Here is a 24625-nt window from a genome sequence, read left to right as displayed (position 1 = left end):
AAAACCTCCGTTCATAATATTTTATCTAATAATACCACAATTAAAGGCGGTGAAATGATAGTGTGCTAAAGTATATCAAATTAAATCCAGGAGAAAAAAGACCAGATCAAAAAAGTCTAGATGATTTCTATACGGACCTTTCTAAACTGGATAACGCCGCCATTCTGTTAAACAAAGAAACTGTAGTTGTTGATTTTGACGACTTTCCAGAAATCGGGTTTCAATTGTTAGAAAAATATCCAACACTTGCTTTTGAAACCAAACGTGGTCTTCACCTTTATTATAAAAGGCCGGCTCAAATTAATGGCCACAAAGTATTACTTCGGAACTGGACCGGCAAGCTAACGGTGTCAGGAGCTGCAGTTGATTACAAAACCGGGAATAAATCGACCGGAACAATCAAACAAAATGGCAAACTCAGAAAAATGCACGGAACGTTTGAGATGTTCGAGGATCTGCCCACTTTACCATTTGAATTGTTGCCACTTAAAATCAAAAATGTTTTGGCTGGAATGAAAGAAGGTTCGCGAAATAGTTCATTATATTCGCATCTTCTAACCGTACGGGAAATGTACGAACTAGATTATGATACATTGACGCAAATAGCTAAATTTATTAATGAATCGATCTATGCCGAGCCATTACCCGAAAAAGATATTGCATCGCTTGTCAATTCAGTAAGTGAAAAAGAGATCCGTGAAAAGTTGTATCTGGATCCAAAAGACATGATCGTCACTAGTGAAGCGTTAGCCCAGGAGTTGGAAATAAAATTTTTCAATGGATCCATTTTCCACAAGCAAGACAACTATTGGATTAATGATAGAAACAAATTGCTTCGAATCGTGGATGATCGAATAAAGCTTTTGCCGCCAAAGTGGAAGCAACTCCTGGACCTTTTTCCAGTCAAAGGTGAATTGATCGAAGTGAATGATTTTCCTATTCAATTCAGAAACAATTTCATGCTGGATGGTGGCGAAGTGATCCCGATGGCTAGTAAAGAATTTACACCATTCTTTCTTGATGTGGATTATGATCCAGATGCTTATGATAAAACCGTTGATGATTTCCTAAATTTCTTGTGTAGTGATAAAAAGGATTTGAGAGTAATTGTGGAAGAATTGCTTGGCCACATTTTAATGACTGCAGGTTTTCCGCATAAAGTATTTTTCTTGGTTGGATCTAGTGGGGCAAATGGGAAATCGACATTTCTTGAAATGCTCAATGCGTTCATTGGCGATCTTGGTTTAAATCTTGCATTAGAACAATTTAATGACCAAACATCTGTAATGGAATTAGAAGGTAAGCTGGTAAATGTTGGAGACGATATTGATGCTGGTTATATGGAGAAATCCATGAATTTCAAAACATTGGCTTCCGGAAATACCATTATGGTCCGGCCAATTTATTCAAAGCCATATAAACTAAAAAATAAAGCGACTCTTATATTCACTGCCAATGAGATGCCGACGTTTAAAGATAAATCGGGTGGGATCGGTCGTCGAATAGTGGTGATTCCTTGTGATAACAAAGTTAAGAAGGCTGATCCTAAGATTGATGAAAAACTTTCAACGGATGTGGCCAAGTCGTACCTTTTGAACATCGCTTTGAAAGCAATGGAACGAATCAACAGCAACGGCGGCCAACTTTCCTCCTCCGAAACAGTCGCTAAGGTGACAGAAGAATATTTTGTGGAAAGTGATTCGATACTTAGCTTTTTACATCAAAATGGCATCGATGAAAATATGACAACAAAAGGCGTATATGACGATTATCTTAAATGTTGTGATGAACTTGGAGCTAAGCCGTATTCTCAACCTAAATTCACGCAACGTCTAAAATCATTAGGTTATGAGAAAGCAAGACGGATGATGATGGGGAAAAGATACTTCTACTATAAGAAGACAGAAGCGAACGAAGAATAATTGCCACACTTTCATAAATTTGCCACACCTTTGCCACACTTATTTTTAAAAAGTGTGCCACCTCTCAACTATTGGTATAAAGAGGTTTATAGACTATTTACCATACTTACCATACTTTTTTTTATTACTTAAAAGAAAAAAGGGGATAAATAGTAAATATATTATATATATAAAGGGGCCAAAAAAAGTGTGGCAACTATGGCAATGAAGATCAAACCCTTGATAGAGTAAGGGAAATTGGTGGCACACTTTGATTTAGAAGGTATGGCAAAGGTATGGCATTGCCACACTTTTTACAAAATAATCGAAAAGAAGGTGATTCATCATTTATGAATGGGTAAACTCAATAATTTCTATTGATGAAGAATTAATTCAACTGAATTTTTCTCTTAAATTGAATAAACGAGAACTTTCAAGATGGCGTAATTATTCATGGGGTGATGATGGCGACCTTGCAAAGAATCAGAAGTTTTTGACTGCTTTGCAAAAACAAGCACATTTGAAGGAAGTGATTTGTGATTTGAACGAACGAATAAAAAAGCTAGAAGAAGAACGCCAGGAGATCGTTCAAACAATTGATAAATTCACTGGCTTAAATCAAAGAATTCTAAAAATGAAATACGTCGATGGATTAACTTTGGAATCAATTGCAGTTGAGACAGGATACAGCTATTCATACATCAAAAGCAAACATGCTGAATTGATTCGTATGATTAAGTTCACTAAAAAATGAAAGAGATCAATTAGTATCTCTTTCATTTTTAGATATTTATAGTATTGAATTTTTTATTTCTACTAAAAGAGAAGCCATCATTCTATCTGTAATGTGTATTGCGTTTGCAAACACTATTTTGTTTATTTCTGAAATAAATCTTATATACTTTGTTTCATTCTCTTTCATGTCTTTAATGCTATTAGGAATTTCGCTTGGATCCCATCCAATAGTGAAGTGCTTGATAATTTCAGATTTGGAAATTGGTTCAGGAGATGTTGAAAAATTTACTGAATTTCTGTTAATTCTCACCTTATCATGGAGGTTTTTATCTTGCAATATAGTTCTATCTTCAATATGTGATATTTTCGCTAAGATAATCTCTAACATTTGAGATTGTTCAATGTTTTGTTCTCCAATTCCTTTGACCTTAATATGTTGGAAATGTTGTAAAAAGGGTGAGTATTTACTATCATCAATTGATTTTTTGTAAGTCTTGACGACTTTTTCGACAAGCTTTTTCTTAAAAATTTCAATTTCATTGTGTCTAAGATCAGAAGGATAGTTGATATGTTCAATCATTGATATATCAAACATATAGTCAGTTTTATCATCCTTAATAATTACTAATGGTTTATCAAAAGCCAACCTTAACCCTAATTCGAGCATTACATTACCATTTTTTCCACTGATATCGACAACTACAATTTGATCGTCATAAATATTATTTACAATACTTTTGTGAATAATATCTACCTCTCCTTTTGAATCGCTCACTAATCTAGGCTTGAAATTATAATCCTTTATAGATTCTATTGCATCAACTAAAATTGATTTTACATCATTAAATTGATTACTTGTGTAGCCAGGCATCGGTGCAATGGGCATTATTAAACCACAGTTGATTATCTCAATTTCTTTTGATTGCTCTAAAGTATCAGCTTTCTCCTTTTTTGACAATATAATACACCTCGTTTTTTTGTTAATTGTACCACATAAACAGTATAGTACGTACAGTACCATGATAGTACCGACATCTTGTTTTTCATGTGCTATTCTAATATTGTCAAAAAAATATGCAGCAATAAGGCAGGCCATTTAGGTGCTGTCTTTTTTTGTGTGCAAGGAGGTCATTCTATTTGAAAGATTTTCATGAAGCTGTTCTGACGTGTGAAGTTGAACCTGGATTTGGTAATGTGTACAAAAAAGCAATTGAATCAGAAAATAGCCCGAACGGGTTAAGAGATCAATGGAATGGAAACTATGCTGTTGTGCAGGTTATTGGTGATGGAACTCGCTTCCCTTGTGATTCATTAGTAATCACTCTAATTTCTCACACACTTCCGAATCTAAAAGAAGCAGTCAACTGGTATGAGTCAATGGGATGCGAAGTTATTTCTACAAATTACAAAGGAGGGAACCATAATGGCCAAAGCTAAAGAAGAAGTAAAAGAAGAAAAGAAAACAAAGGCTGCGGGTAAGAATGCAGATCTAGTTGTGATCGATGAAGTTGCAGGCATGGACCTAACGGATGGTGAAGATCAGACCGTGGAGACCTACAGCCGAGCAACGCCATTCGGGATTGAGGTATGGGATCCGGAAACTAAGTCCACATCCTTCAAAGCCAATGGCTAAGTATTGCCGGCAAGAAGGCTGCCGCAATCTAATAGAGCGTGGTCAGTATTGTGAAGAACACAAGCGAAAGAAGAAAGTTGCTAAACGTTATTATTCAAAGAACAGATCGTTTTATAAATCTGATGATTGGAAATCGTTGGCTGATTATGTTCGGTTTCGAGATGGTTATAAATGTACTGTTTGTGGCAAACCTGTCTTTGGTCGTGATAGTCAGGTTGATCATAAGTTACCAATCTGGTTAAGACCTGAATTGAGATTGGACGAAGAGAATTGTCGTTTAGTCTGTTCATCTTGTCATCCCAAAGTCGAATATCAACCAAAAGACGAAAAAGAAAAAAGTTTGCGGTGCAGTTATGATCCGGCAAATTATTTTTAAGCCCCCCTCTCCTTTTTATTTTTAAAAATAATTATGGGGATAGGGTAGGGGCACACTTCCAGACACCTCCGGAACATTTTCAAAAAACAGAAAGGGGGATGAACGTGGCTGGTAGGAAATCGAAAAAGCAAAAAATACTTGATGATGCCTTGGTACAAAAGGACTTTGAGAGGGAACGTGTTATTGAAATCTTGAAAAATCTCAATCGTTATACACCAGTGCTTCATCCCTTAATTGAACTCTATCTGGATGCGTGTGAAGTCTATTACATCAAGTATTCCGAATGGAAAGATACTGGTTTTAGATCGACGAAGCAGCACACGAACAAAAACGGATCCAGAAACGAAATGAAGCATCCGTTAGCACAGCAAGTTGAAGTGTGGAGCGAGAAGAAAGCCAAGCTTTTGAATGCATTAGGATTGGATATGAAACATGGCGAGTTGGCCACGGCAGATCCATTAAACGCTGAACATAAACGAGATCAAGAAAAGAAGAATGACGAGCCAGAAGAACAAAGTGGCCGTTTGATTCAATTCAAAAAAATGGCAGGTGGATCTAAATGATTGATATGAATGTCAATTATGCGGATAAATTTGCTAAATCGGTTAGAAGGCATAAAGAGAGATATCCTCACACAATTCATTTGGCGGTGAAACGTTATAACAAATGGAAAAAGCGGAAGGATATCTTTTTTGATTTGGAAAAAGCCAATCTCATGCTGTTGTTTACCGAAACCTTTTACAAGCATTCGACTGGTGAATGGGCTGGACAACCTTTGATTTTAGAAGATTGGCAAAAGTTCTATTTCTCAAACATGTATGGTTGGCAAAAATGGAGTGATCAATGGCAGAGGAATGTTCGCGTGATCAGAAAAACTTATTTGCAGGTTCCAAAGAAAAATGGAAAAAGTTTGATGGAAGGCGCGCCCGTTTTATACGGAATGTACGGAGAAGGTGTTAAAGGCGCACAATTCTATTGTGTAGCTGCAGACTTTGACCAAGCTCAAAATGTAGCGCATCCGCTGGCAACCGTTATCGAAAACGACAAAGAACTGATTAATGGTACTTATGTCTATCGTAAAGAAAAGAAAGTTACGACAATCAACTATGCTTTCTTTGAAAACGATTCTAAATTTAGCAACACTTTCCGTGCACTTTCAAAACGTGAAAAGACAGATGGTAAAAACACTTATATCGTTGTTGCTGATGAAGTTCATGAATGGGCAGACACCGAAAGATACGATAGTTTGAAATCAGGTCAGGCTTCACAACCGGAACCATTCTTAAATATTTGTTCTACTGCAGGTAAAAATAGCGGAGCACTCGGTGTTCAAATTCATACCGACAGCATCGATATCTTAGAAAACGATAATGATGATGATTGGTTAATCATGATCTATGAACCAAACAAAGGATACAACTGGGAGGATCCGGATGTATGGAATATGGTTAATCCGAATCTTGGAATCTCTTTGACGATGGATTTCTTGAAAGGTGAGTACAAAGATGCCAAACGAAACCCATTTCGAAAAGCCGAATTTCTAAGTAAGCATTTGGATGTATTCGTAAATTATGCTGAAACCTATTTCGATAAACAACAAATAGAAAATTGTTTGGTTGATAATTTGGCCGATATCTCTGGACATCAGGCATTCATTGGAATCGATTTGTCACGTACGACAGATTTGACGTGTGTTTCTGTAAATGTACCAACTTATGATGAAGAAGGAAATAATATTCTTTTGGTCAAACAAATGTATTTTATACCTTCACATGGTGTTGAAGAAAAGGAACGGCTGCGTAATGTTCCTTATCAGCATTATGCGGAACTTGGATTTGTCACCTTATGCGATGGCCGTACGATCGACCAGGATGCTGTTTATGAATACGTCATGATGGTGTATGAAGAATATGATTTGGATATTATGCAAATCAATTATGATCCAGCGATGGCTGAAAAGTTAGTTGAACGGTTTGAGTTGAATGGATTTGTTTGCGTGGAAGTTCCACAATATCCAGCTGTCATGAATGAACCATTTGATGATTTTGAATCGTTAGTGGATCAAGGCAGAGTAAAAACAGATAATCCGCTATTTATATTTTGTACCAACAATGCAAAAGTAGTAACCAATATCAACAATCAAAAGGCACCTTCGAAGAGAAAGTCACCGGAACATATAGATGGTTTCGTGGCTTTTTTAATTGGCCATAAAGAAAGTATGACGCTAATGGATGATGTTGGAAGCGAAGAAGATTATTCGGATTATCTTAAAAATCTATACAAGAGAAAATAGAAAGGCGGTGTGTTAATGGGAATTCGTTCATGGTTCCGAAAAATGAAAAAAAGTTCTACTAAAGCGGATCTAGGGAGCGCCATTCTATCTGGACAAGTTGCATTAGCAGATGACAACATCTTGTCTTCAAGCGATATCTATCATTATATGACGGCAATCAGTAACATGTTTGCTTGTGGTAAATGGGAAATCGAAGACGACAATGGAGCAAATATAAAGGATCCTGATGTATTAAAAGTATTGAATCGGCCAAATGGATATTTGACCGGTTTCGAATTTAAACGACTGATGGCGAATGTCTATTTACTGAATGGCGAAACCTTTGTGGTTAAGGACCTTAATCAGCTGCACATAATGAAAGATATTCAGCCAGAAATTACGGAACAAGCAATTAAACGTTTCAGATACAACGGCTACACTCTTTATCAAAATGAAGTGTGCCAGATAAAAAATATTGGAGTTTCCAACAATCAGGGTGTAGGTATTCTTGATTTAGCAAAAAATACACTTGAAGGTGTTATGAATGCTGAAAAGGCATTGACTGACAAATATAAAAAAGGCGGTCTCCTTGCCTATCTGCTGCAATTGGAAACACATTTGTCTCCTAAGAATACGCTGCAGAATACAATGGTGGAATCCATTACTTGTTTGCTAGAAGAAATTCAAGACGAAGGAAAGACTTTGATAATTCCTTTATCTAAAGGTTATTCGATTGAAGGTTTTGAAAGTCCTGTACAAGATGACAAGATCCTTCAATATTTGAATGTTTACAAGCCGGAACTGGCCAAGTTTCTTGGGTTCGATCCTGATGCTTATAATGCACTTTTGAAGAACGACTTGGAAAAGGCAGCAATATATTTGAAGTCTTTTGTAGTGGATCCATTTGTACAAAATGTTTGCGAACATCTGACTTTCCTTTTTTATGGAGCCGATAGCAGCAAACGAATCAATTTGAATATTGATATCAAAAAATACTTAACCATGTCACAAAAGATCACTAATGTTTCTAGTTTGATCCGAACAATGGCATATACTCCTGATGATGGTCGAGTAGATATGGGATTAGAAAGATTAAATACCGAAGAATCAACGAAGCTTTATGCTTCAAAAGACTTGGTAGGACTAGATGAGTTAGCTGACTTGAATCAATCGAAAATGAAAGAAGGTGATTCAACTGGTTAAATTGGAAAGACGAAGTTTTAATATTCAAAATATGCAGACGCGAACCTTAAATGATGGCAGTGAAGCAACTGTGATCGAAGGTTATGCGTCTGTTTTTAATTCACGAACTAACATTGATGGTTGGTATGAAGAAGAAATCGCACCAGGTGCATTCAACGAATCGTTATCACAGAACAAAGATGTACGATGTCTATTCAATCATGACTGGAATTATGTGCTGGGTCGCACGAGCGCAAATACATTGTTTCTTGAAGAAGATTCAAAAGGTTTGCGATTTGAAGTTACCTTGCCAAATACCACTTTTGCGAATGATCTGAAAGAGTCGATGTCACGTGGTGACATTAATCAATGTAGTTTTGGTTTTTGGGTAACCGGCCAGGAAGAAGATTTTACTGGTGATATTCCATTGATCAGGATTACGAATGTTGAGTTGTGGGAAGTAAGCATTGTGCCGCTTCCGGCCTATGATGACACCGAAGCAGCTCTTAGAAGTAAGTTCCAGGAACAGAATATCGAAACATTGAAATTACGAAAAAAAATATTGGATAAGATTGGAGAATACACACATGAATAAAAAGTACTTATTGAAACGTCAAAAGGATTTGAAAGCTCGCTTGAAGGATTTAGAAGCACGTGCGAAAGAAGAAAATGTTACTCGTGATGCTCTTTCAGACATCGAAGAACAGGTTGAAGAGGTAACTGCTGAACTCGAAGAAATCGACGAAGCTATTGCAGAATTGCCAGAAGAAGATGTGACTGAACTGGAAGATGTTGTTGAAGATTTGGGTGCTGCTACAGATGATGTTGTTGAAGATGTAGAACCTGAACCATCTGATGAAGGCGGCGATGGTGCTGACGAAAAAGAACGTAGTCGTGTATTAGGAATTATCGGCCGCGGATTATCTAGTAGAGGGGAAGAAGCAGTGAAGAAATTAACGAAACGTAGTGCATTCTTACGATACTTAGCTGGTCGAATTGATGGGCCACAAGCACGATCTTTCGGTGTTGCATTTAACAATGGGAAAGTATTGGTACCGGAAGAACTAAATAAGGAAATTATTTCTTACCTGCAAGAAGAAAATCCGTTACGTCGTTTGGCTACCGTGCATCCTACAAAAGGTACGCAAGGATTCCCTGTACAAGTTAAGAAGGCGGAAGCTAACGAAGTTACAACTGAACGTGATGAGAATAATTTGATTCCGTTCACTGATATTGAATTCGATGATGTTTATTTAGACCCTATCGAGTTTGATGCAATTATTAAAGTTACAAAGAAATTGACTCACATGTCAGATTTTGATATTGAGGCAATTGTGATCGAAGAGTTGAAAAAAGCATACTTACGCAAAGAAACATTCTGGTACTTCTCAAATCCTACAAATAGTGGATGTCTAGCGAAGAAAGCAGTGGCGTTTACGTCTACAGCTACAAATCCATACTTGAAATTAGTTCAGTTGAAAAATAACCTGCCAACTGCTATGCGTTCAGGCGCACGTTGGATGATCAACCGTGCAGCACAAACAGAATTAGAATCAATGCTGGATACAACTGGAAATCCTATTTTGAAGGATTCTGGTAACGATGATTTTGACTTTAAACTATTCACTTATCCGGTAGAAGTAACTGACTATGCAGACAAGTATGATGAAACTGGAAAAAAATTTGATCCATCAGTACCAATGATCTATTTTGGTAACTTCTCATATTTCCATATTCAAGACGTAATTGGTTCTATGGAAATTGAGAAATTGACAGAATTATTCTCACGAGAAAACAAAATTGGATTCAAAATCTATCACATCAATGATGGCCAGTTGATCTATGGACCATTTGAAACACCTGTTTATAGTCTTGATATTAAAGCACAGTAGGTGATCTCATGGAAGTAACTGAGGATGAATTCAAAAAACATCTACAATTTGAAGAAGGTATGGATGATACTTTGCTTCCCTTTTACCTGGATATGGGAAAAAAATATGCCAAAAGAGCCACTGATGATGAAAATTCGCCAGTGGCTTATTATCTTGGTGGTATTTTTTGGCTCTATAAAATTCCTGAACAAGAAATGGAATCCGCTTTTAATGCTTTGACTCCATTGATTTTACAAGAAGGACTGGTGATTGACGATGCCGAAACTGATGCAAAACAGGATGAAGTGGAAGGCTGATCTTTTAGATATTGAAAACGGCGTAGATGAAGATGATCGGCCAAAAGTTGTTTATTTAAAAAAAAGAGAAATCTTTTACGAAGAGCTGGGTGTGACAGCACAAGAAAAGTATCTATCAAAACAAGCAAAAACCGATGTTGTCAGACGGATTAAAGTTCGGTGGGATAAATCTATCACTGAGAAGTTAAACGCCGTGAGAATTGATTCTGTGACGTATAACATCACTCGAATTTACACAAATATGGATAAACGGGAAATGGAGTTGAGTTTAGCTTATGTCGATTAATTTAGAAAAGCTTCGAGAGTTGCTGAAGGCAACAAAGTATCCTGTGTTTCGAGATAAAGCACCGAAATATCAAGAATATCCATACATTGTCTACTCGTTTATCTCTGAGGATATGAAAATGGCAAGCGGTCGAGTATTTAAATATATGCCGCTTTATCAAGTCTCTTTGTTTACAACAGGGACCGAAAAAGAATTTCGGCCTATTATGAAAGTTTTAGATGTAAAACAGGTGACAACTAGCGGTGTAATGTCAATTGTCGGAGACGAAAATGACGATACAGTAACTAATTTCTTTATTCAAGTGAGGACGATTGAAGATGGCTAGTAGTAACAATGGATTTCAAGATATGGCTGATTATCTAGGGACGCTTGCAAAAGTAGATGTCAAAAAGATATCTATTGAGTCTCTAGAAAAAGCTGCCAATTTCTATATGAAACAGTTGATTCCTAATGTGCCGAAGTCTTTGATGAAAAAAAAGCATATGGCGGATCAGATTAAAGTATCTATTGAAGAAGATCGTGTCACCGTTTCTTTTGAAGGAACAGCTTTTTATTGGCGTTTTGCTGAAAACGGGACAACAAGTCAACGTGCGCAACATTTTGCAAGCGGCACATACGAACAAAACAAAAACGAAATTGAAAATATTATGACGCAAAAAATAATTGAATTATGGGAAGGATGATTTCCTTGGGAAAACAAGATGTTTATTATTTTGAAGGATTAGACGACATTTTAATCGCAATGATGAAAACTCCGGATATGGTTGGAACTGCACCGACTTATGCAGAAATCGTACGTTTGCCGATCGCCACAAAACTAGCTGTAAAAGGTAATGGATCGGCTTTGGAGAAATGGGCTTCTAGTAAGATGTTTCGTCGGGTAAGTCGAGAAACTAAACATGAACTAGGACTGGATCATGTTGGTATTCCGATCGAGGTTATGGACGAACTGAAAGGATTAATAGCAGAAAGCGGTGTGACATTCGCAACAAACAAGGCGCGTGAATATCCTTACTTTGCGTTTGGTTTTATTGGGAACATTGAAAATGGTGGAAAAAAAGCAGTGTGGTATCCAAACACTCAACTCTCCAATGTAATTGATGAAGAATATGCTACTGCCGAAGACGAGACAAAAATTGATGATGTGACTGCCAATTTGGTTGCCACAGGATTGAAATACAATAATGTCATGTATGCCAGTTTTGATTCAAATCGGGATGGCGCTTCGTTAGGTTTGTTTGAAAAATTTATTAAGCAACCGATTTATGGTGAAGATCAGTGGAAAACGTTAGCTGCAGTAACACCTCCCGTTGAAGGCGGTGACCAGTAATGGCAAGACTAGCCGATTATGGAATTCATGTTGAAGATTTAACTAATTCACGCGAGATCATGATCCAAGGGCATAAGTTCCCCGTAGTTTTTACGATGGAAACGATGGAATATATCGCAGACATTTATGGTGGTGATTATTCTGTTTTCGAAAAAGATATGAATGATATGATCAAGCGAAGCGGTGGTCGCATTGCAGCGAACAGTTTAAAAGCTACTGATCTAAAAATCATGCGTGCATTAATCTATGGCATGCTGCGAACAGGCGGTTTGGAAGAATCGCCAGAAGTTATCTTCCAATTTCTCGGCATGAATGGTGACGTACTGACTGCCTATGCTGCATGCATGGAAATCTTTTCTGATCAAACATTTCAGGTGGAAGACATAAAAAAATCGAAGAAGCCACAAGACTTTCAAAAAGCGCAACCAAAAAGAAACAAAAACAAAAAGAATCAGAAGAGATAGGAACCCCTTGGAGCTTCTATCTTTATGTAGCCCTTACTCTATTGAATTGGAGTGAGGGTTTCTTTTTGAAGTCTACACCTAACTTGTGGCTTAAATCTTATATTCATTGGCTAAAAAACAATACCGACTTTGATCCACCCGAATCAATCACGATGGATAAAAGTCCTTGGTGGTAGGAAAGGAGCGCTAAGATGAGCAAAAAAGAATCAGATGTAATTTTGAACTTTGAAACCAACGGTGAAGTTTCCTATGCCAAAACGGTCAAAGAAATCAATAAAGAAATGAACTTAGCAGCTACCGAGTACAAAAACCAGGTATCTGCAATGGATAAAGACGCAACACAAACTGAAAAACTAGCTGCAGCGAAACGAAAACTTGAAAAACAAGTCCAACTTGCAAGTCAAAGAACTGAGCAATTAAGAGAGGCTTATCAGAAATCAGTAGATGAAACAGGAAAATACTCTGCTGAATCTGAGAAGCTGTACAAAAAATTGCTTGAATCTCAAACTGGAGAAAATAAATTAAAAGATGCTCTTGATGACACAAATGAAGCGCTAAAAAAACAGGGCGACGTTTCAATTGATACAGCAAATAAACTACAAAAAATTGAAGAAGCCGGCGATAAAATCAAAGGTGTTGGCGAAAAAATGACAGTAGGTGTTACGGCACCGATCGTTGCGGCCGGAGCTGCGTCACTTGCTACATTCGGCGAAGTGGATGAAGCGTTAGATACTATTATCACTAAGACCGGCGCAACTGGTAAAACAGCAGATTCATTAGGTGAATCGTTTAAGAAAGTAGGGGCTAATACTCATTTACCCTTGCAAACGGTTGGCGAAGCGATCGGTGAGGTAAACACTCAGTTTGGATTCATGGATAAAAAGTTGGAAGATTCAACAAATTATCTTCTCAAATATGCTGAAATTAATGACACTGATGTATCACAATCGGCCGTCATGGCTCGCCAGGCAATTGAGGCATATGGGCTTGAATATGACGACCTAAATTCTGTATTGGATGTCACAACTAGAACGTCTCAAAATACTGGTCAATCCGTCGATGATTTAATGCAAAAAGCAATTGACGGTGCACCACAGATCAAGCAATTAGGTCTAAGTTTTAACGAAGGCGTCACTCTAATGGGGCAATTCGAACAAGCCGGAGTCGATTCTGGTGCAGCGTTAAGCAGTCTATCGAAAGCTACTGTTGCTTATGCAAAAGATGGAAAAACACTTTCTCAAGGAATGGGTGAGCTTCAAGACAAAATCAAAAATGCGAGCTCTGAGACAGATGCAATCAATGCAGCTTCAGAAGTATTTGGCACCAAGGGTGGTCCACGAATGGCTGATGCTATTCGTCGAGGGACTTTGAACTTGGAAGAATTGGCAAAAACAGCAAGTGAAAGTGGAGGAGCGGTTGGTGATACTTATGAAGCAACTTTAGATCCAATTGATAAAGCAAACATGGCAATGAATAACGCTAAATTGGCAATGGCAGATGTAGGTGAAAGTATTCAAATAGCGTTATTACCGTTCTTTGAAATGGCAATTGATGCCCTTCAAAGATTCAAATCTTGGTTTGATTCACTAGATGAAGGCCAAAAAAACATGATTATAACTATTGCACTAGTTGCTGCTGCCATTGGCCCGTTCTTAGTTGTACTTGGTACGTTAATGGGATCAGTCACCAAAGTCGCCAGCGGCATTCGAACACTGCAGTCGGTTTTTTCAGCAATGAGAATAGCATTTGCAACAAACCCGTTCTTGCTAGTAATAGCAGGTATTGTTTTGCTAATCGGTGGATTGATTTTGGCTTACAACAAAGTCAAATGGTTCCATGATGGCGTGAATGCCTTTTTCCGTGGGGTACGAGATGTTGGCGTTCAGGCGCTTAGGTTTATAGGTGGATATGTCGGAAATGTATTTGGGGGTATTATCGCGAATTTCAACAACTTTAAGAATGCCGGAATGCGTATTCTCAACGGAATAGTCGACTTTATTACAGGAGTCTTCACTGGAAACTGGTCACGAGCATGGCAAGGCGTGACAAATATATTTGGCGGTATCTTTGAAGGTATTGCTGCAATGGCCAAAGCACCTATTAACGCAATGATCGGTTTGATAAATGGTTTTCTAGGTGGGCTGAATCGGATCAAGATTCCTAAGTGGGTGCCTAAAGTTGGCGGCCGTGGTTTCAACATTTCACAGATTCCCTACCTTGCTAAAGGCGGCCATTTAATTAATGGTCAAGCAGTTGTCGGAGAAGCTGGCCCTGAACTAATGACTGTTAAAAACGGTAAAACGACTGTTACACCATTGTCAGATTCGGAAAAGAAAAACACACCTAGTCCAAGAGAAGTAAGAGTTGAGCAGCATGTTCATATTGATAAGGTTGACGCAAACAACCCTTCGGAGCTTAATCGGATGAACCGAAAATTAGAACAAGCCAGCCGGCAGGCAATCTATGATCTTGGAGGTGTTCCAGGTTAATGAGTTTATACGAATTTACTAAGTCAGACGAACCAAACTTCATATGGAACAGCTATAATGCAGCTCGCGATATGGGCTGTATTATCGAATCTGAGATACAAGAAGTATCCCCGAACATGAGATATGAAGTTTCAGAGATTGTTGGGAGATCCGGAGAACTCAATGAAACTTTCGGAGATTATGAAGCATATGATTTACCAATTAAAGATATTACAATTCCATACGATAAATTACATGATGTGAAAAAGTGGTTACGTGGCAGTGGCCGCTTAATCACCCACAACGATTTAGACAAGTACCGCGAGTGTATTTGCATGATGGGTAAGCCAATTGATTTTCAAAATGAGTGGGGCTTTTTTTACACCTTCGACATTGTGTTTAGGTGCCAACCGTTCAGACGAAAAGTAAATGAGACGCCGATTCCTATTGTTTCAGGATCGAATTTCTTTCATGATCCTGGTCAGGAGAAGAGCAAGCCTTATCTTGAAATCACGAGCAAAGGTGGAACGATTGAACTGCAAATTGCAGATAAGAAACTGACAGTTTTAAATACTCTGGCAGGTTTAGTAACGGTAGACAATGAAAAAGGTAAGGTCATGCAGGCCGGGGCGCCCCTTTTTACCAAAGGTGATTGGCTCGAAAACGATTCAGAGCAATCGAGCATTAGTATTAAAGGAAATTTTTCAGATGCAAAATTATTTGTTAGGAGTGTGTGGCTGTGATCGGTACAGAATTTATTTATGGTTACACCTCTATTCCTGATGATTTGTCTATCAATGGTGTAGCACTAACTGATTGGGATGATTTACCAGAAGTAAATAGAGCAATAAATGGGGCTTACACTTTTTACGGGAATTATCGTCGTAAAGGACAATTTAGAAGTTATTTAAAAAAAGGAAACTTTGTCAAAGCCGTAGTTGAAGATGGGTCTTGGCAGTACTTTGAAATATCGAAAGTTAAAAAAAACCTGACTAGCGTTTCGGTTACTGGTCGGCATGTTAGCTATATGGCTAATAGAAACTTTATTGATTTGTCGTTTACTGCTTCCGGAAACGGGCAGCAGATTATGAGTAGTCTGCAAAATAATCTAGCTTTTAAACAAAAATTTATGTACACCTCTAATGTAGGAACCACGCACCAGTTTACAGCTAAGCAAGTGAAACCTATAGAAGCGTTGATTGGATCAAACAATGGAAATCAAAACTTAGTTGGTGTAACTGGTGCAGAACTTGATATGGACAATTTCAATTTGAAACTTGTCAAAAGAATCGGTGCGGACAATGGTTTTCGTATAGATCTTGGTGTGAACCTAGAAGCTATCGATTCGGAAGTAGATGAAGAATCCGTAGTGAATTCTCTTTATTTAGTCGGAGGTGTTCCTGATAACGACTACGATGCTGATAAGGAACCAATAACGTTCAAGTACTTAGAAATCGCAGGGGTAAATGATAGCAATCGAAGAATTGCCAAGCGTGAAAATTCTGAGTGTAAGACAATCAATGACTTAAAAGCTTGGGGAAATACATTATTTACAAATGATCGTATCCAGGATCCAAAAGCTACACACGAAATTTCAATGGTAGCTTTGGAACATACGATTGAATACGGTGATTTGTATGAAGGCTTAGCCACACTACATTTTGGCGATACTGCACACGTAAAAGTGATTGATCGTGATGAAGAGATAGAAGAACGAATGATTGAATACACCTGGTTCCCTACTTTGAGAAAATTCAAAAATATCGTTCTTGGTAATGATCTTTCGCTATATACATCACGAGTCGAGACTCAAGCTCAAGAGATAAAGAAAAAAATTGATAATAGGACTGAAACATTAGTAACGAACGTTCTAAACGCAACGGCATGGATCACTGGTAATTCCGGTGGACATGTCGTTTTTCGTCCAGAAAAAGCGCCAGAAGAAATCCTAATTATGGACACAGCAAAGGTATCTACAGCAAAAAAAGTTTGGCGCTGGAATCTAAGAGGACTAGCCTATTCTTCCAATGGCGTTAATGGCCCATTCGAGGTTGCTATTACCAGCAAAGGAGAGATTGTAGCTAACTTCATCAAGGTGGGGATTATCCAGGCAGATGTTCTAGAAAACTCAATTAATGACTTAGGCGACATCTTGAAAATTGTCAAAGGAACTTTGCAAATTTGGAACAATAAAAAGAAAATTATGGAACTGACAAAAAAAGGACTGCAGTTTTGGAGTGGCGATAAAGAAATCGGAACGATTGGTACGACTGATTCAACGGGAGATCCATTCCCAGATGCAACAACACCAACTCCGATTCCTGACAATGCCTTAGTCATTCGAACTGAAGGAGATGGGAAATATATTCTCATTTCACCAAATAAGGGCAAAGGTTTTGCCATGCTGTCAAATGGAACAACTATCCATTTTGGAGATATGAACATCCAAGGTAAAGTACAAATTTACAAAGATGTTGATATTAAAGGAAAGCTGACTCTAAGTGGTCGTGAAGTCTTCCCAGGACAAGGCGGAGGTTCTAGCGGATCGCCTGGCGGTCAAGGAAATGGTTGGAATGGTCAATACCCTCCAGAAGTGCAAACAAGTGCTGAGAAGTTTGCGTGGCAAGCTTGGGTGACGTTACTAAGTCTAGGATATTCCCCTGCAGCAGCAGCCGGTATTCTAGGGAATATTAACGGTGAAGCAGGACCTAGCATGAATCCTGACATTGATCAAATTGGTGGCCCAGCATATGGAGCAATTCAGTTTGATGGCTCGGCATATCCTATTGCTGGTGTGCCGGCGACTTCTAACGGACGTAACTATGTTCAAAGTTTATTCAGGGTTTCTGGAATTGCTGGAAACTATCGTGAAATGGCACCTCAAATGAGATTAGTTGATTGGGCCAACTCAAATGGTCAATGGATTGGTGCGGTAGCTCCAACTACTGTTGCAGGCTTTAAAGCCATAACTGATCCGAGTCAAGCGGCTTTTGTGTTTGAAAAGAATTTCGAGCGACCAAGAGATTCACATCCCGACAGACAAGGATATGCGGTCTATTGGTATAACAAGTTCAAAGATTTGAAAATACCGCAAGCAAATAGCGATATTGTATCGATCGCGAAAAGCTTATTAGGCTACTTCACCTATCAATTGTCTCACGGGGAAAGTCTTATTGGTTCAGTTGCTAATCCAGACCGAAACGGTGTTACCGACTGTTCTGGGTTCGTTTGGTTAGTTCTGGCTATGGCTGGATATCGAGTACCAGCAAACATGCAATGGTTTACAGGTAGTATGGCTAGTGATGCAAGAAGTACTCATAGCTGGTTTCAAGAGATTTCGCCAGAACAGACACGAGCCGGAGATGTAGTTATCTATAACGTCGGTGGAGGTGCCGGTTCAAGCGGGCACACTGCTATTTTATTAGAGCAATATCATGGTAATGATACGCAAATCATTCAAATGGGAGGAGATAGTCGTTTTAGCGGCGTAAATACCTCAACGATTGGTTACTCATTTGGATCTCTTCTAGGCGGAGATAGATGTCTAGCCAGAGCAGTGAAATAGGAGGAAAGTAATGGCTATTTATGATAAAGGGTTAAATCATTTGAAAAGCAAGATTAATTCATCAATCGGTAACTATCAATGCTACGCAGTAGCTGCTGAGTTTAGCGGAATTATGTGTGGACCTGATTTAGGTGCTGGAACTTATTATGATCAACTCGATCCCGTAAACGACGAATTGATCTATTCAGCATCAGATATCGGTATTGCTTACAAGTGGCACGAGTTTGGTTGGTCAGTAATTATGAATCCAAAGTATGAGGATTTAAAAGTTGGCTCGATTCTTTGTTTTGAAAGAGGCGTTCAGATTAGTGATAGTTTTACCACACACGAGGAATACGGGCATTGTGCTGTAATCTGGGGATTAGAAAACGAAATGATTCAAACATACGAACAAAAAGGGGAACTAGGTGAGTTTGTAGCTGAATATGATCGTGAATATATGGGACGCGAAACAATCGCCTCTGTGATTATTCCTCCGGATTTTAGCGGAGAGCCAACAGATTTTATTCATGGTCAAGCGCCTGTAGAAGAGGAAGTGACAGATTAATGGCTAAATGGAATGTCGTTTTAAGCACAACTGAACCATATAACTATATTGGAATGGCCAACGTTAGGCAAGGTAATAAAAACTCAGAAGTGATGGAAGCCACCATCACTCAGAATGGATTGCCAGTCGATTTATCACAGTGCAAGGGTTATTTAGAGGCGATTCTTACCAATGGTGCAGCAATTCAACGTGCAGCGAAAATTATTGATGCAAAAGCCGGGAAAATTCAATATACATTTGATGAATACTCTTTACAGGCTATTCACGAACAAACGGCTAATTTCATATTTTATAAAGGGGAAGATTTGATCGCAACTACACAAGATTTCTCCTATTTTGTTGTTCGTGCGGTTAGTAAAACTCCTGGTGAAATGGGTTCTTATTGGCAGACGGTTGAGGACCTAATCGCAGACATGGTGGCCTTTTTGAATGCAAACAAAGGTGATTTTACTGACTGGATGAATGCTCGTAAAAAAGAATTCGAAGAATGGCGAAAGCATCAACAAGATACTTTTGAGGCTTGGCGTGAAGGTCAAGAATCAGATTATTTGACGTGGTTCGAATCAATAAAAGATATTCTTAGATCCATCGATCCTGGCGGTGTGATGTTAGCTGAACTTATGGATGCACGTGTCGATTTGCAAGGAGTTCGTCATGAGTCCATCAAAGATAGATTGATTGCAGATTTAGAATATATTTATCAAAAGATTAAGTATCAACTAGATTTGATTGTATATAAACATATTGCAGTCGGGAATAAGGTCACGATTGAACATGATTCTGAATATCAACCCGAAGTAAAAGTAACCTATTATCAGGATGCGCTAGGTACCGAATTAGGTGGTTTGGATTCTTCCGGTAACTTAGGTGGAGGAACGATCTATAATGTTCCCTCTCAACTTAGCTTTGATCGAAAGAAAACTCATGTAGAAATGCCGCTTTATTATGCTCTAAATGGATCATTCATTATTTATGATAAGCATACATTGCTGATCGTTGAAGGAAATAAAACACTTCATTTTACTATGCCAGAAGCAAATATAACTAAGGCCTATATTAATGATGACAAAACATCTTTAGATAAAGTAGCTGATAAATTAGAGCTGCTTATTAACGATGATTACACAGTAGAATTAAAGAAAAAATGAGGAGGTACTTAACAAATGGCATTAAAACAAATTTATCGCGGAATGCAAAATGGCGCTGAAGCTATTCAAGAAAATTTTTCATCATTGGAAAAAATGGTTTCGAATGGAAAAGTCATTTTTGATGGTCAACAGTATTTTACAGATAATCATAGTCACTCATACTCTCAAACAGATCTGACAACGGGTATAGCACTTATTTTTGAGCGTTATAACCCAGAAGGTGGAGTTCGGTTGGGTTATGGACAAACAACAGTCTATTATCCTAAAGCGGTGTTAGAGACAATTTATACAATTTCTCAAGATGCTCCTTTAGTAAACACCTCAAAAACATTCACAATCAATAAAACAACGATCGTCGGACATGCTGAAAACGAGAAAAACGATCGTCGAAATATGTGCTTGCGTCGTATCGTAGTAATGTAATTGGAGGAGAAAACATGAAAGCATTTGTAGAAATTAATAACGATTATGTGGATTCTTGGTCAAATGTGGAGAATGACTCGTACACCGAGATAGACACGGAAGAACAATTATTTGGTTTAATTGGTTGTGTGAAGATAGAAAACGACAAGGCGGTGCTTGATGATGAAAAATACAAGCAACAGATTGAGGAACTGAATGGACCTACGGAATTGGAAAAATTGAAATCAGAAAACGAAGAGCTTCGTCAGCGTGTAGATATGTCTGATGAAGCTCTTTTAGAATTAGCGGATATGGTTTTATCTGCTACCGCTGCAATGAAAGGAGGAGAGTGATATGTATTCAGCATTAGCTATGCTTTACGCAACTCACGTAATTGATGGAAAGCGCAAAATTGAAACAGTACCTGCATCAATTTTAGATCAAGTGACTGAAATCGTGAATGATGCAAAAAAGCAAGAAGAAACAAAATAACTAGATATGTAGTAGTTGGAGCGATCGGCTTTTTAGCCGGTCGTTTTCTATTTTGATTGGAAGGTGGAAAGGCATGTGCATTTTTTCGACGAGTTACTAGAACTCAATGGGCTTTTGATGTCTTTGGGAATTGGAGGAATCGTAGGCGTCTTAGGTTGGGTAGGAAAACAGATACTGAAGAATAAAAATATAGCAGAGCAAAATAAACAACTAACGGAACAGCGGTTTAAAATGCTCGAAGCTGCAAATATTGCTATCTTGCACAATGAGATTTACAAGCAATGTTCTTATTTTATCGAACAAGGAGAGGTTGAAGTCGATGATCTCGACAACCTTGAATACTTATGGCGTGGCTATCACGGATTAGGTGGAAACGGCACAGGCGAGCTTCTATACAACCGTGTGAGAGAGCTTCCTTTGAAGGGAGGTGAATCGCATGCAAAATAAAACGTTTGAGACGCTTAAATGGATCGCTTTGATTGTCATACCCGCATTGGCCACTTTTGTTGGCTTAGTAGGAAAGGCAGTCAACTGGGAATATACCGATGTTGTAGTAATTATCATTACTGGATTAGGCGCTTTTCTGGGAACAGTTTTAGGGGTGTCAAACCGGACATACAAGATGTTTCCCAATGATGAAGAAGAATAGTAGGAGGACTAGAATGAAAAAGAAATTCTTGATGGGAGCTGTTGTAGCTCTTTTTTTATTGCCAATTTTCCCAATGAATGTGGATGCGGCTAAAGGAGATCAAGGGGTCGACTGGGCAGTTTACCAAGGCGCACAAGGTCAATTTGGCTACGCACATGATAAATTCAGTATTAGCCAGATCGGTGGATACAACGCTGGTGGACTCTACAATCAGTGGACGTATGAGAGCCAAGTGAATTCAGCTTTAGCTCAAGGAAAACGTGCGCATACGTATATTTGGTACGATACGTGGGGGAGCATGAGTATTGCAAAAACTACGATGGATTACTTCTTGCCAAAGGTGAAGACACCACGAGGATCAATTGTTGCGTTAGACTTTGAACACGGAGCTAGTGGGAACAAGCAGGCGAATACGGATACTATTTTATACGGTATGCGAAGAATTCGAGATGCTGGGTATACGCCAATGTATTACTCGTACAAACCGTTTACCCTTCAAAATGTTTATTACCAACAGATCCTAGCAGAATTCCCAGATTCACTTTGGATGGCTGCGTATCCGAATTACAACGTTACTCCTTATCCAGTGTGGTTTGTATTTCCTAGTATGGATGGTGTGGGCATCTATCAATTCACATCCACATATGTTGGCGGTGGATTAGATGGTAATATTGACTTAACAGGAATCACGGACAATGGATATACAACGCTTCCTGATCCGAATCCAAGTGAAACAACAGATATCTACCGTGCTGGACAAAACTATTCAGTCATGGAAGTCAAAAATGATAAGGGCCACGTGGATGGTTTTGGTGCAATGGCAGGCAAGATTAAGGCGGAAGGATGGAGTACTCGTACTCATAAGTATCAGTATGCCTTCGCTTTAGATCGCACGACAGGTAAAGAACTGAAGCGTATCAAACTAAAAGATCTACCGCGCGCGGATGCAGCGAAGGTATACAACCGTAGTGATACTGCAGGGTTCCAAATCGAGTTCAACCAAAAAGATGTTGCAGGCCACTCGATCATTATCATGATCCGGAGCACCAATGATCCAAAAGGTGACACGAAAGACGGATTTAATGATCTAACCGAAACACGTTGGTATTTAGACGTGTAAGCTCAAACACCCTCTACAGCCTTAGTTGGTTGTGGAGGGTGTTTTTTGCGTTATTTATATATTCTTATGCCCAGGGCATATTATTAAACCTTACCCAAAAACCTTACCCAAAATAAAAAAATGCCACATCAAGCGTCTTTTTCTAAACTACCGAAGTAGCCAAAAACGCTTATGTGGCGTGGGTTTGGCACCCAATGGGCCGTGAGGGGCTCGAACCCGCGACCCGCTGATTAAGAGTCAGCTGCTCTACCAACTGAGCTAACGGCCCAAACAAAGTACTTTCATATGTTAGCACTGAGAAAATAAAAAAGCAAGAATAAACTTAAAAAAAATTCACCAAAAGCGCTTCAATTATCTAGTTTTTGAAACTATGTTGTATAATTACCATAATTTTGATAAACTACCCTTAAAGGGAGTGTGTTCAATGGAAGATACAAAGCTCAGAACCTGGGCAGAAGGCTTAAAAGATTTACGACTGCCTCGCTGGGAAGAGTTACCCGAACTAGAGCTATACATGGATCAAGTAATCACCCTTGTTGACCGTTATTTATCCCCTTTGATAGAAGATGACAAGCATCAGCTTCTATCCAGTGCTATGGTCAATAATTATGTTAAACATAAATTAGTTCCACCACCTGTGAAGAAGAGATATAACCGTAATCATTTGGCCTATTTGATTGCTATTACGCTGCTGAAGCAAGTTTTTGCGATTCCTGATATCAATGAATTGATTCGGATGCAATTGGCGATCAATGAACCAAAGGACGCGTACAATAGTTTTTGTACCGTGCAAGAAGAAGCACTGCTGCAACTGGCAAAAATAGTTTTAGGTGAAGAAATCGAATTTAACAGCTACAAAAAAGATTTCTACTATTTAGCAATGGAAAGTGCGATAGCTTCTTTTACACAAAAAATGTTAACTGAAAAAATCATTCAATTGGAGAAAGAGAAAGAAGGCGAAACGGATGAGTGAAAAAATCGCAATCCTAGTTGATTCTGGGACAGACGTCCCAAAGGAAGTAGTGAACAGCGGCCCTTTTTTTATGGTGCCATTGCGTATTATTTTTAGTGATAAAGAATATAGAGATGGGAACGATATTAGCTCCGATACTATTTTTCCTTTAATCAAGAAAGAGTTGCCAAGCACTTCTTTACCAGATGGCGAATTGATCCATCAGGTTTTTGATGAGATCAAAGAACAAGGCTATACACATGTGATTATTGTGACGATTTCAAGCGGGTTAAGCGGGACTTACAATGCGCTGCGCGTACTCGGCGAGCATTACGAAGGGTTAACTTTCCAATCGATTGATACGAAAAATGTGGGGATCGGAGCAGGGATTCTAGCTATTTACGCCGGCGACTTGGTGAAACAAGGCAAATCCTTCTCAGAAGTGATTGAAGAAGTAGAAAGCAAAATCCCCTACACAAAAATCTTCTTCAATGTAGACACGTTGGAGTATTTACAAAAGGGCGGACGTATTGGTTTGGTCTCTTCTTTATTGGGGAGTGCCTTGAAGTTAAAACCGATCATCTCTTGTAATTCTGAAGGCATCTACTATACAGTTGCCAAAGTTCGTGGACTAAACAAGAGTATCGATAAGACTTTACAGCTAGTAAAGGACCATGTTGGCAATCACAAGCGCTTTAATTTGGCTGTAACACACGCCGACGCATTGGAAACTGCGGAAAAAATCCGATTACGGCTACAAGAGATGTTTCCGACTGCTGAAAATATCTATTTTGGAAAAGTTTCTCCTGCATTATCCGTTCATACTGGACCAGGTTCCTTAGGCGTGGTTTGTCAAGTATTGGATTAGTGACAAAGTCACTTTACTGCTTTCGCTTATTTCATTAAAAGCAATAA

General features: G+C 38.6%; 30 protein-coding genes and 1 tRNA gene. 29 read left to right on the top strand and 2 right to left on the bottom strand.

Features of this window, described 5'->3' with window-relative positions; all coding sequences use genetic code 11:
* Positions 1-62 precede the first annotated feature (62 nt).
* On the top strand, positions 63-1922 hold the full coding sequence (locus I592_RS11500) for a phage/plasmid primase, P4 family (RefSeq protein ID WP_010780040.1): 1860 nt from the start codon (positions 63-65) through the stop codon (positions 1920-1922).
* 394 nt (positions 1923-2316) lie between these two features.
* Positions 2317-2655 carry a sigma-70 RNA polymerase sigma factor region 4 domain-containing protein gene (locus I592_RS11495; protein ID WP_010780041.1) on the top strand — a complete coding sequence of 113 codons (339 nt, stop codon included), beginning with the start codon at positions 2317-2319 and terminating at the stop codon, positions 2653-2655.
* Positions 2656-2691: 36 nt separating this feature from the next.
* Here I592_RS11495 and I592_RS11490 read toward each other — a convergent pair whose 3' ends face one another.
* Positions 2692-3594, bottom strand: coding sequence for a hypothetical protein (locus I592_RS11490; RefSeq protein WP_010780042.1), 903 nt, complete (start codon positions 3592-3594; stop codon positions 2692-2694).
* Between the two features lie 179 nt (positions 3595-3773).
* Between I592_RS11490 and I592_RS11485 the strand changes: the two genes are divergently transcribed.
* The 25 genes from I592_RS11485 to I592_RS11370 all read left to right on the top strand — a co-directional run bounded on the left by I592_RS11485 (position 3774) and on the right by I592_RS11370 (position 22758).
* Positions 3774-4073: a hypothetical protein gene (locus I592_RS11485; protein ID WP_010780043.1), complete on the top strand. Its 300-nt coding sequence runs from the start codon at positions 3774-3776 to the stop codon at positions 4071-4073.
* On the top strand, positions 4060-4269 hold the full coding sequence (locus I592_RS11480) for a hypothetical protein (protein WP_010780044.1): 210 nt from the start codon (positions 4060-4062) through the stop codon (positions 4267-4269). The genes I592_RS11485 and I592_RS11480 overlap by 14 nt, the downstream gene beginning before the upstream one ends.
* Positions 4262-4645, top strand: a complete 384-nt coding sequence (locus tag I592_RS21015) for an HNH endonuclease (RefSeq protein WP_044926245.1) — start codon at positions 4262-4264, stop codon at positions 4643-4645. Before I592_RS11480 ends, I592_RS21015 begins: the two co-directional genes overlap by 8 nt.
* A 104-nt stretch (positions 4646-4749) precedes the next feature.
* Positions 4750-5208 (top strand): P27 family phage terminase small subunit, encoded by a 459-nt coding sequence (locus I592_RS11470; RefSeq protein ID WP_010780045.1) that lies wholly within the window; start codon positions 4750-4752, stop codon positions 5206-5208.
* Positions 5205-6938 carry a terminase large subunit gene (locus tag I592_RS11465; protein ID WP_010780046.1) on the top strand — a complete coding sequence of 578 codons (1734 nt, stop codon included), beginning with the start codon at positions 5205-5207 and terminating at the stop codon, positions 6936-6938. The genes I592_RS11470 and I592_RS11465 overlap by 4 nt, the downstream gene beginning before the upstream one ends.
* Before the next feature lie 15 nt (positions 6939-6953).
* Positions 6954-8120: a phage portal protein gene (locus I592_RS11460; protein WP_010780047.1), complete on the top strand. Its 1167-nt coding sequence runs from the start codon at positions 6954-6956 to the stop codon at positions 8118-8120.
* Entirely contained in the window at positions 8104-8694 is a 591-nt protein-coding gene (locus tag I592_RS11455; protein WP_081633617.1) for an HK97 family phage prohead protease, read from the top strand. The genes I592_RS11460 and I592_RS11455 overlap by 17 nt, the downstream gene beginning before the upstream one ends.
* Positions 8687-9991: a phage major capsid protein gene (locus I592_RS11450; RefSeq protein WP_010780049.1), complete on the top strand. Its 1305-nt coding sequence runs from the start codon at positions 8687-8689 to the stop codon at positions 9989-9991. The genes I592_RS11455 and I592_RS11450 overlap by 8 nt, the downstream gene beginning before the upstream one ends.
* A gap of 8 nt (positions 9992-9999) precedes the next feature.
* The gene (locus I592_RS11445; RefSeq protein WP_010780050.1) at positions 10000-10287 is read left to right on the top strand and encodes a hypothetical protein; all 288 of its coding nucleotides are present in this window, start codon (positions 10000-10002) and stop codon (positions 10285-10287) included.
* Positions 10247-10573 (top strand): phage head closure protein, encoded by a 327-nt coding sequence (locus I592_RS11440; RefSeq protein WP_044926240.1) that lies wholly within the window; start codon positions 10247-10249, stop codon positions 10571-10573. Before I592_RS11445 ends, I592_RS11440 begins: the two co-directional genes overlap by 41 nt.
* Complete coding sequence (locus tag I592_RS11435; RefSeq protein WP_010780052.1) at positions 10563-10898, top strand: hypothetical protein; 336 nt, start codon at positions 10563-10565, stop codon at positions 10896-10898. Before I592_RS11440 ends, I592_RS11435 begins: the two co-directional genes overlap by 11 nt.
* Positions 10891-11256, top strand: a complete 366-nt coding sequence (locus I592_RS11430; RefSeq protein ID WP_010780053.1) for an HK97-gp10 family putative phage morphogenesis protein — start codon at positions 10891-10893, stop codon at positions 11254-11256. The genes I592_RS11435 and I592_RS11430 overlap by 8 nt, the downstream gene beginning before the upstream one ends.
* A 5-nt stretch (positions 11257-11261) precedes the next feature.
* Positions 11262-11903 (top strand): major tail protein, encoded by a 642-nt coding sequence (locus I592_RS11425; protein ID WP_044926555.1) that lies wholly within the window; start codon positions 11262-11264, stop codon positions 11901-11903.
* Positions 11903-12367, top strand: coding sequence for a hypothetical protein (locus I592_RS11420; RefSeq protein ID WP_010780055.1), 465 nt, complete (start codon positions 11903-11905; stop codon positions 12365-12367). Before I592_RS11425 ends, I592_RS11420 begins: the two co-directional genes overlap by 1 nt.
* A gap of 191 nt (positions 12368-12558) precedes the next feature.
* Positions 12559-14856 (top strand): phage tail tape measure protein, encoded by a 2298-nt coding sequence (locus I592_RS11415; RefSeq protein ID WP_010780056.1) that lies wholly within the window; start codon positions 12559-12561, stop codon positions 14854-14856.
* Positions 14856-15578: a hypothetical protein gene (locus tag I592_RS11410; protein ID WP_010780057.1), complete on the top strand. Its 723-nt coding sequence runs from the start codon at positions 14856-14858 to the stop codon at positions 15576-15578. Before I592_RS11415 ends, I592_RS11410 begins: the two co-directional genes overlap by 1 nt.
* Positions 15578-18400: a phage tail tip lysozyme gene (locus I592_RS11405; RefSeq protein WP_099046859.1), complete on the top strand. Its 2823-nt coding sequence runs from the start codon at positions 15578-15580 to the stop codon at positions 18398-18400. The genes I592_RS11410 and I592_RS11405 overlap by 1 nt, the downstream gene beginning before the upstream one ends.
* 10 nt (positions 18401-18410) lie before the next feature.
* Positions 18411-18947 carry a hypothetical protein gene (locus tag I592_RS11400; RefSeq protein WP_016250194.1) on the top strand — a complete coding sequence of 179 codons (537 nt, stop codon included), beginning with the start codon at positions 18411-18413 and terminating at the stop codon, positions 18945-18947.
* On the top strand, positions 18947-20095 hold the full coding sequence (locus tag I592_RS22275) for a BppU family phage baseplate upper protein (protein ID WP_016250193.1): 1149 nt from the start codon (positions 18947-18949) through the stop codon (positions 20093-20095). Before I592_RS11400 ends, I592_RS22275 begins: the two co-directional genes overlap by 1 nt.
* A gap of 15 nt (positions 20096-20110) precedes the next feature.
* Positions 20111-20518, top strand: coding sequence for a hypothetical protein (locus I592_RS11390; RefSeq protein ID WP_010780060.1), 408 nt, complete (start codon positions 20111-20113; stop codon positions 20516-20518).
* Between the two features lie 14 nt (positions 20519-20532).
* On the top strand, positions 20533-20850 hold the full coding sequence (locus tag I592_RS11385; RefSeq protein WP_010780061.1) for a hypothetical protein: 318 nt from the start codon (positions 20533-20535) through the stop codon (positions 20848-20850).
* Between the two features lies 1 nt (position 20851).
* Positions 20852-20989 (top strand): CD1375 family protein, encoded by a 138-nt coding sequence (locus I592_RS21640; protein ID WP_010779972.1) that lies wholly within the window; start codon positions 20852-20854, stop codon positions 20987-20989.
* Between the two features lie 75 nt (positions 20990-21064).
* Positions 21065-21436 carry a hypothetical protein gene (locus I592_RS11380; protein WP_010780062.1) on the top strand — a complete coding sequence of 124 codons (372 nt, stop codon included), beginning with the start codon at positions 21065-21067 and terminating at the stop codon, positions 21434-21436.
* Positions 21426-21638: a phage holin gene (locus tag I592_RS11375; protein WP_010780063.1), complete on the top strand. Its 213-nt coding sequence runs from the start codon at positions 21426-21428 to the stop codon at positions 21636-21638. Before I592_RS11380 ends, I592_RS11375 begins: the two co-directional genes overlap by 11 nt.
* A 13-nt stretch (positions 21639-21651) precedes the next feature.
* The gene (locus I592_RS11370) at positions 21652-22758 is read left to right on the top strand and encodes a GH25 family lysozyme (RefSeq protein ID WP_010780064.1); all 1107 of its coding nucleotides are present in this window, start codon (positions 21652-21654) and stop codon (positions 22756-22758) included.
* Between the two features lie 195 nt (positions 22759-22953).
* Here I592_RS11370 and I592_RS11365 read toward each other — a convergent pair.
* A tRNA-Lys gene (locus tag I592_RS11365) sits at positions 22954-23026 on the bottom strand.
* Positions 23027-23182: 156 nt separating this feature from the next.
* Between I592_RS11365 and I592_RS11360 the strand changes: the two genes are divergently transcribed.
* Positions 23183-23731: a DUF1836 domain-containing protein gene (locus I592_RS11360; protein ID WP_010780065.1), complete on the top strand. Its 549-nt coding sequence runs from the start codon at positions 23183-23185 to the stop codon at positions 23729-23731.
* The gene (locus tag I592_RS11355) at positions 23724-24578 is read left to right on the top strand and encodes a DegV family protein (protein WP_010780066.1); all 855 of its coding nucleotides are present in this window, start codon (positions 23724-23726) and stop codon (positions 24576-24578) included. The genes I592_RS11360 and I592_RS11355 overlap by 8 nt, the downstream gene beginning before the upstream one ends.
* The last annotated feature ends 47 nt before the right edge of the window (positions 24579-24625 follow it).

This window comes from Enterococcus gilvus ATCC BAA-350 (assembly GCF_000407545.1).
Lineage (GTDB): Bacteria > Bacillota > Bacilli > Lactobacillales > Enterococcaceae > Enterococcus_A > Enterococcus_A gilvus.
Note: the sequence above shows the minus strand (reverse complement) of the source record. Positions and strands in the feature narration are given on the sequence as shown.

Coding starts and splice junctions, on each gene's coding strand:
- I592_RS11360 (WP_010780065.1), top strand. CDS start 23,183: ATGGAAGATACAAAGCTCAGAACCTGGGCAGAAGGCTTAAAAGATTTA.
- I592_RS11400 (WP_016250194.1), top strand. CDS start 18,411: ATGGCTATTTATGATAAAGGGTTAAATCATTTGAAAAGCAAGATTAAT.
- I592_RS22275 (WP_016250193.1), top strand. CDS start 18,947: ATGGCTAAATGGAATGTCGTTTTAAGCACAACTGAACCATATAACTAT.
- I592_RS11415 (WP_010780056.1), top strand. CDS start 12,559: ATGAGCAAAAAAGAATCAGATGTAATTTTGAACTTTGAAACCAACGGT.
- I592_RS11480 (WP_010780044.1), top strand. CDS start 4,060: ATGGCCAAAGCTAAAGAAGAAGTAAAAGAAGAAAAGAAAACAAAGGCT.
- I592_RS11375 (WP_010780063.1), top strand. CDS start 21,426: ATGCAAAATAAAACGTTTGAGACGCTTAAATGGATCGCTTTGATTGTC.
- I592_RS11390 (WP_010780060.1), top strand. CDS start 20,111: ATGGCATTAAAACAAATTTATCGCGGAATGCAAAATGGCGCTGAAGCT.
- I592_RS11450 (WP_010780049.1), top strand. CDS start 8,687: ATGAATAAAAAGTACTTATTGAAACGTCAAAAGGATTTGAAAGCTCGC.
- I592_RS11460 (WP_010780047.1), top strand. CDS start 6,954: ATGGGAATTCGTTCATGGTTCCGAAAAATGAAAAAAAGTTCTACTAAA.
- I592_RS11465 (WP_010780046.1), top strand. CDS start 5,205: ATGATTGATATGAATGTCAATTATGCGGATAAATTTGCTAAATCGGTT.
- I592_RS21640 (WP_010779972.1), top strand. CDS start 20,852: ATGTATTCAGCATTAGCTATGCTTTACGCAACTCACGTAATTGATGGA.
- I592_RS11440 (WP_044926240.1), top strand. CDS start 10,247: ATGCCGAAACTGATGCAAAACAGGATGAAGTGGAAGGCTGATCTTTTA.
- I592_RS11430 (WP_010780053.1), top strand. CDS start 10,891: ATGGCTAGTAGTAACAATGGATTTCAAGATATGGCTGATTATCTAGGG.
- I592_RS11370 (WP_010780064.1), top strand. CDS start 21,652: ATGAAAAAGAAATTCTTGATGGGAGCTGTTGTAGCTCTTTTTTTATTG.
- I592_RS11445 (WP_010780050.1), top strand. CDS start 10,000: ATGGAAGTAACTGAGGATGAATTCAAAAAACATCTACAATTTGAAGAA.
- I592_RS11355 (WP_010780066.1), top strand. CDS start 23,724: ATGAGTGAAAAAATCGCAATCCTAGTTGATTCTGGGACAGACGTCCCA.
- I592_RS11420 (WP_010780055.1), top strand. CDS start 11,903: ATGGCAAGACTAGCCGATTATGGAATTCATGTTGAAGATTTAACTAAT.
- I592_RS11385 (WP_010780061.1), top strand. CDS start 20,533: ATGAAAGCATTTGTAGAAATTAATAACGATTATGTGGATTCTTGGTCA.
- I592_RS11410 (WP_010780057.1), top strand. CDS start 14,856: ATGAGTTTATACGAATTTACTAAGTCAGACGAACCAAACTTCATATGG.
- I592_RS21015 (WP_044926245.1), top strand. CDS start 4,262: ATGGCTAAGTATTGCCGGCAAGAAGGCTGCCGCAATCTAATAGAGCGT.
- I592_RS11435 (WP_010780052.1), top strand. CDS start 10,563: ATGTCGATTAATTTAGAAAAGCTTCGAGAGTTGCTGAAGGCAACAAAG.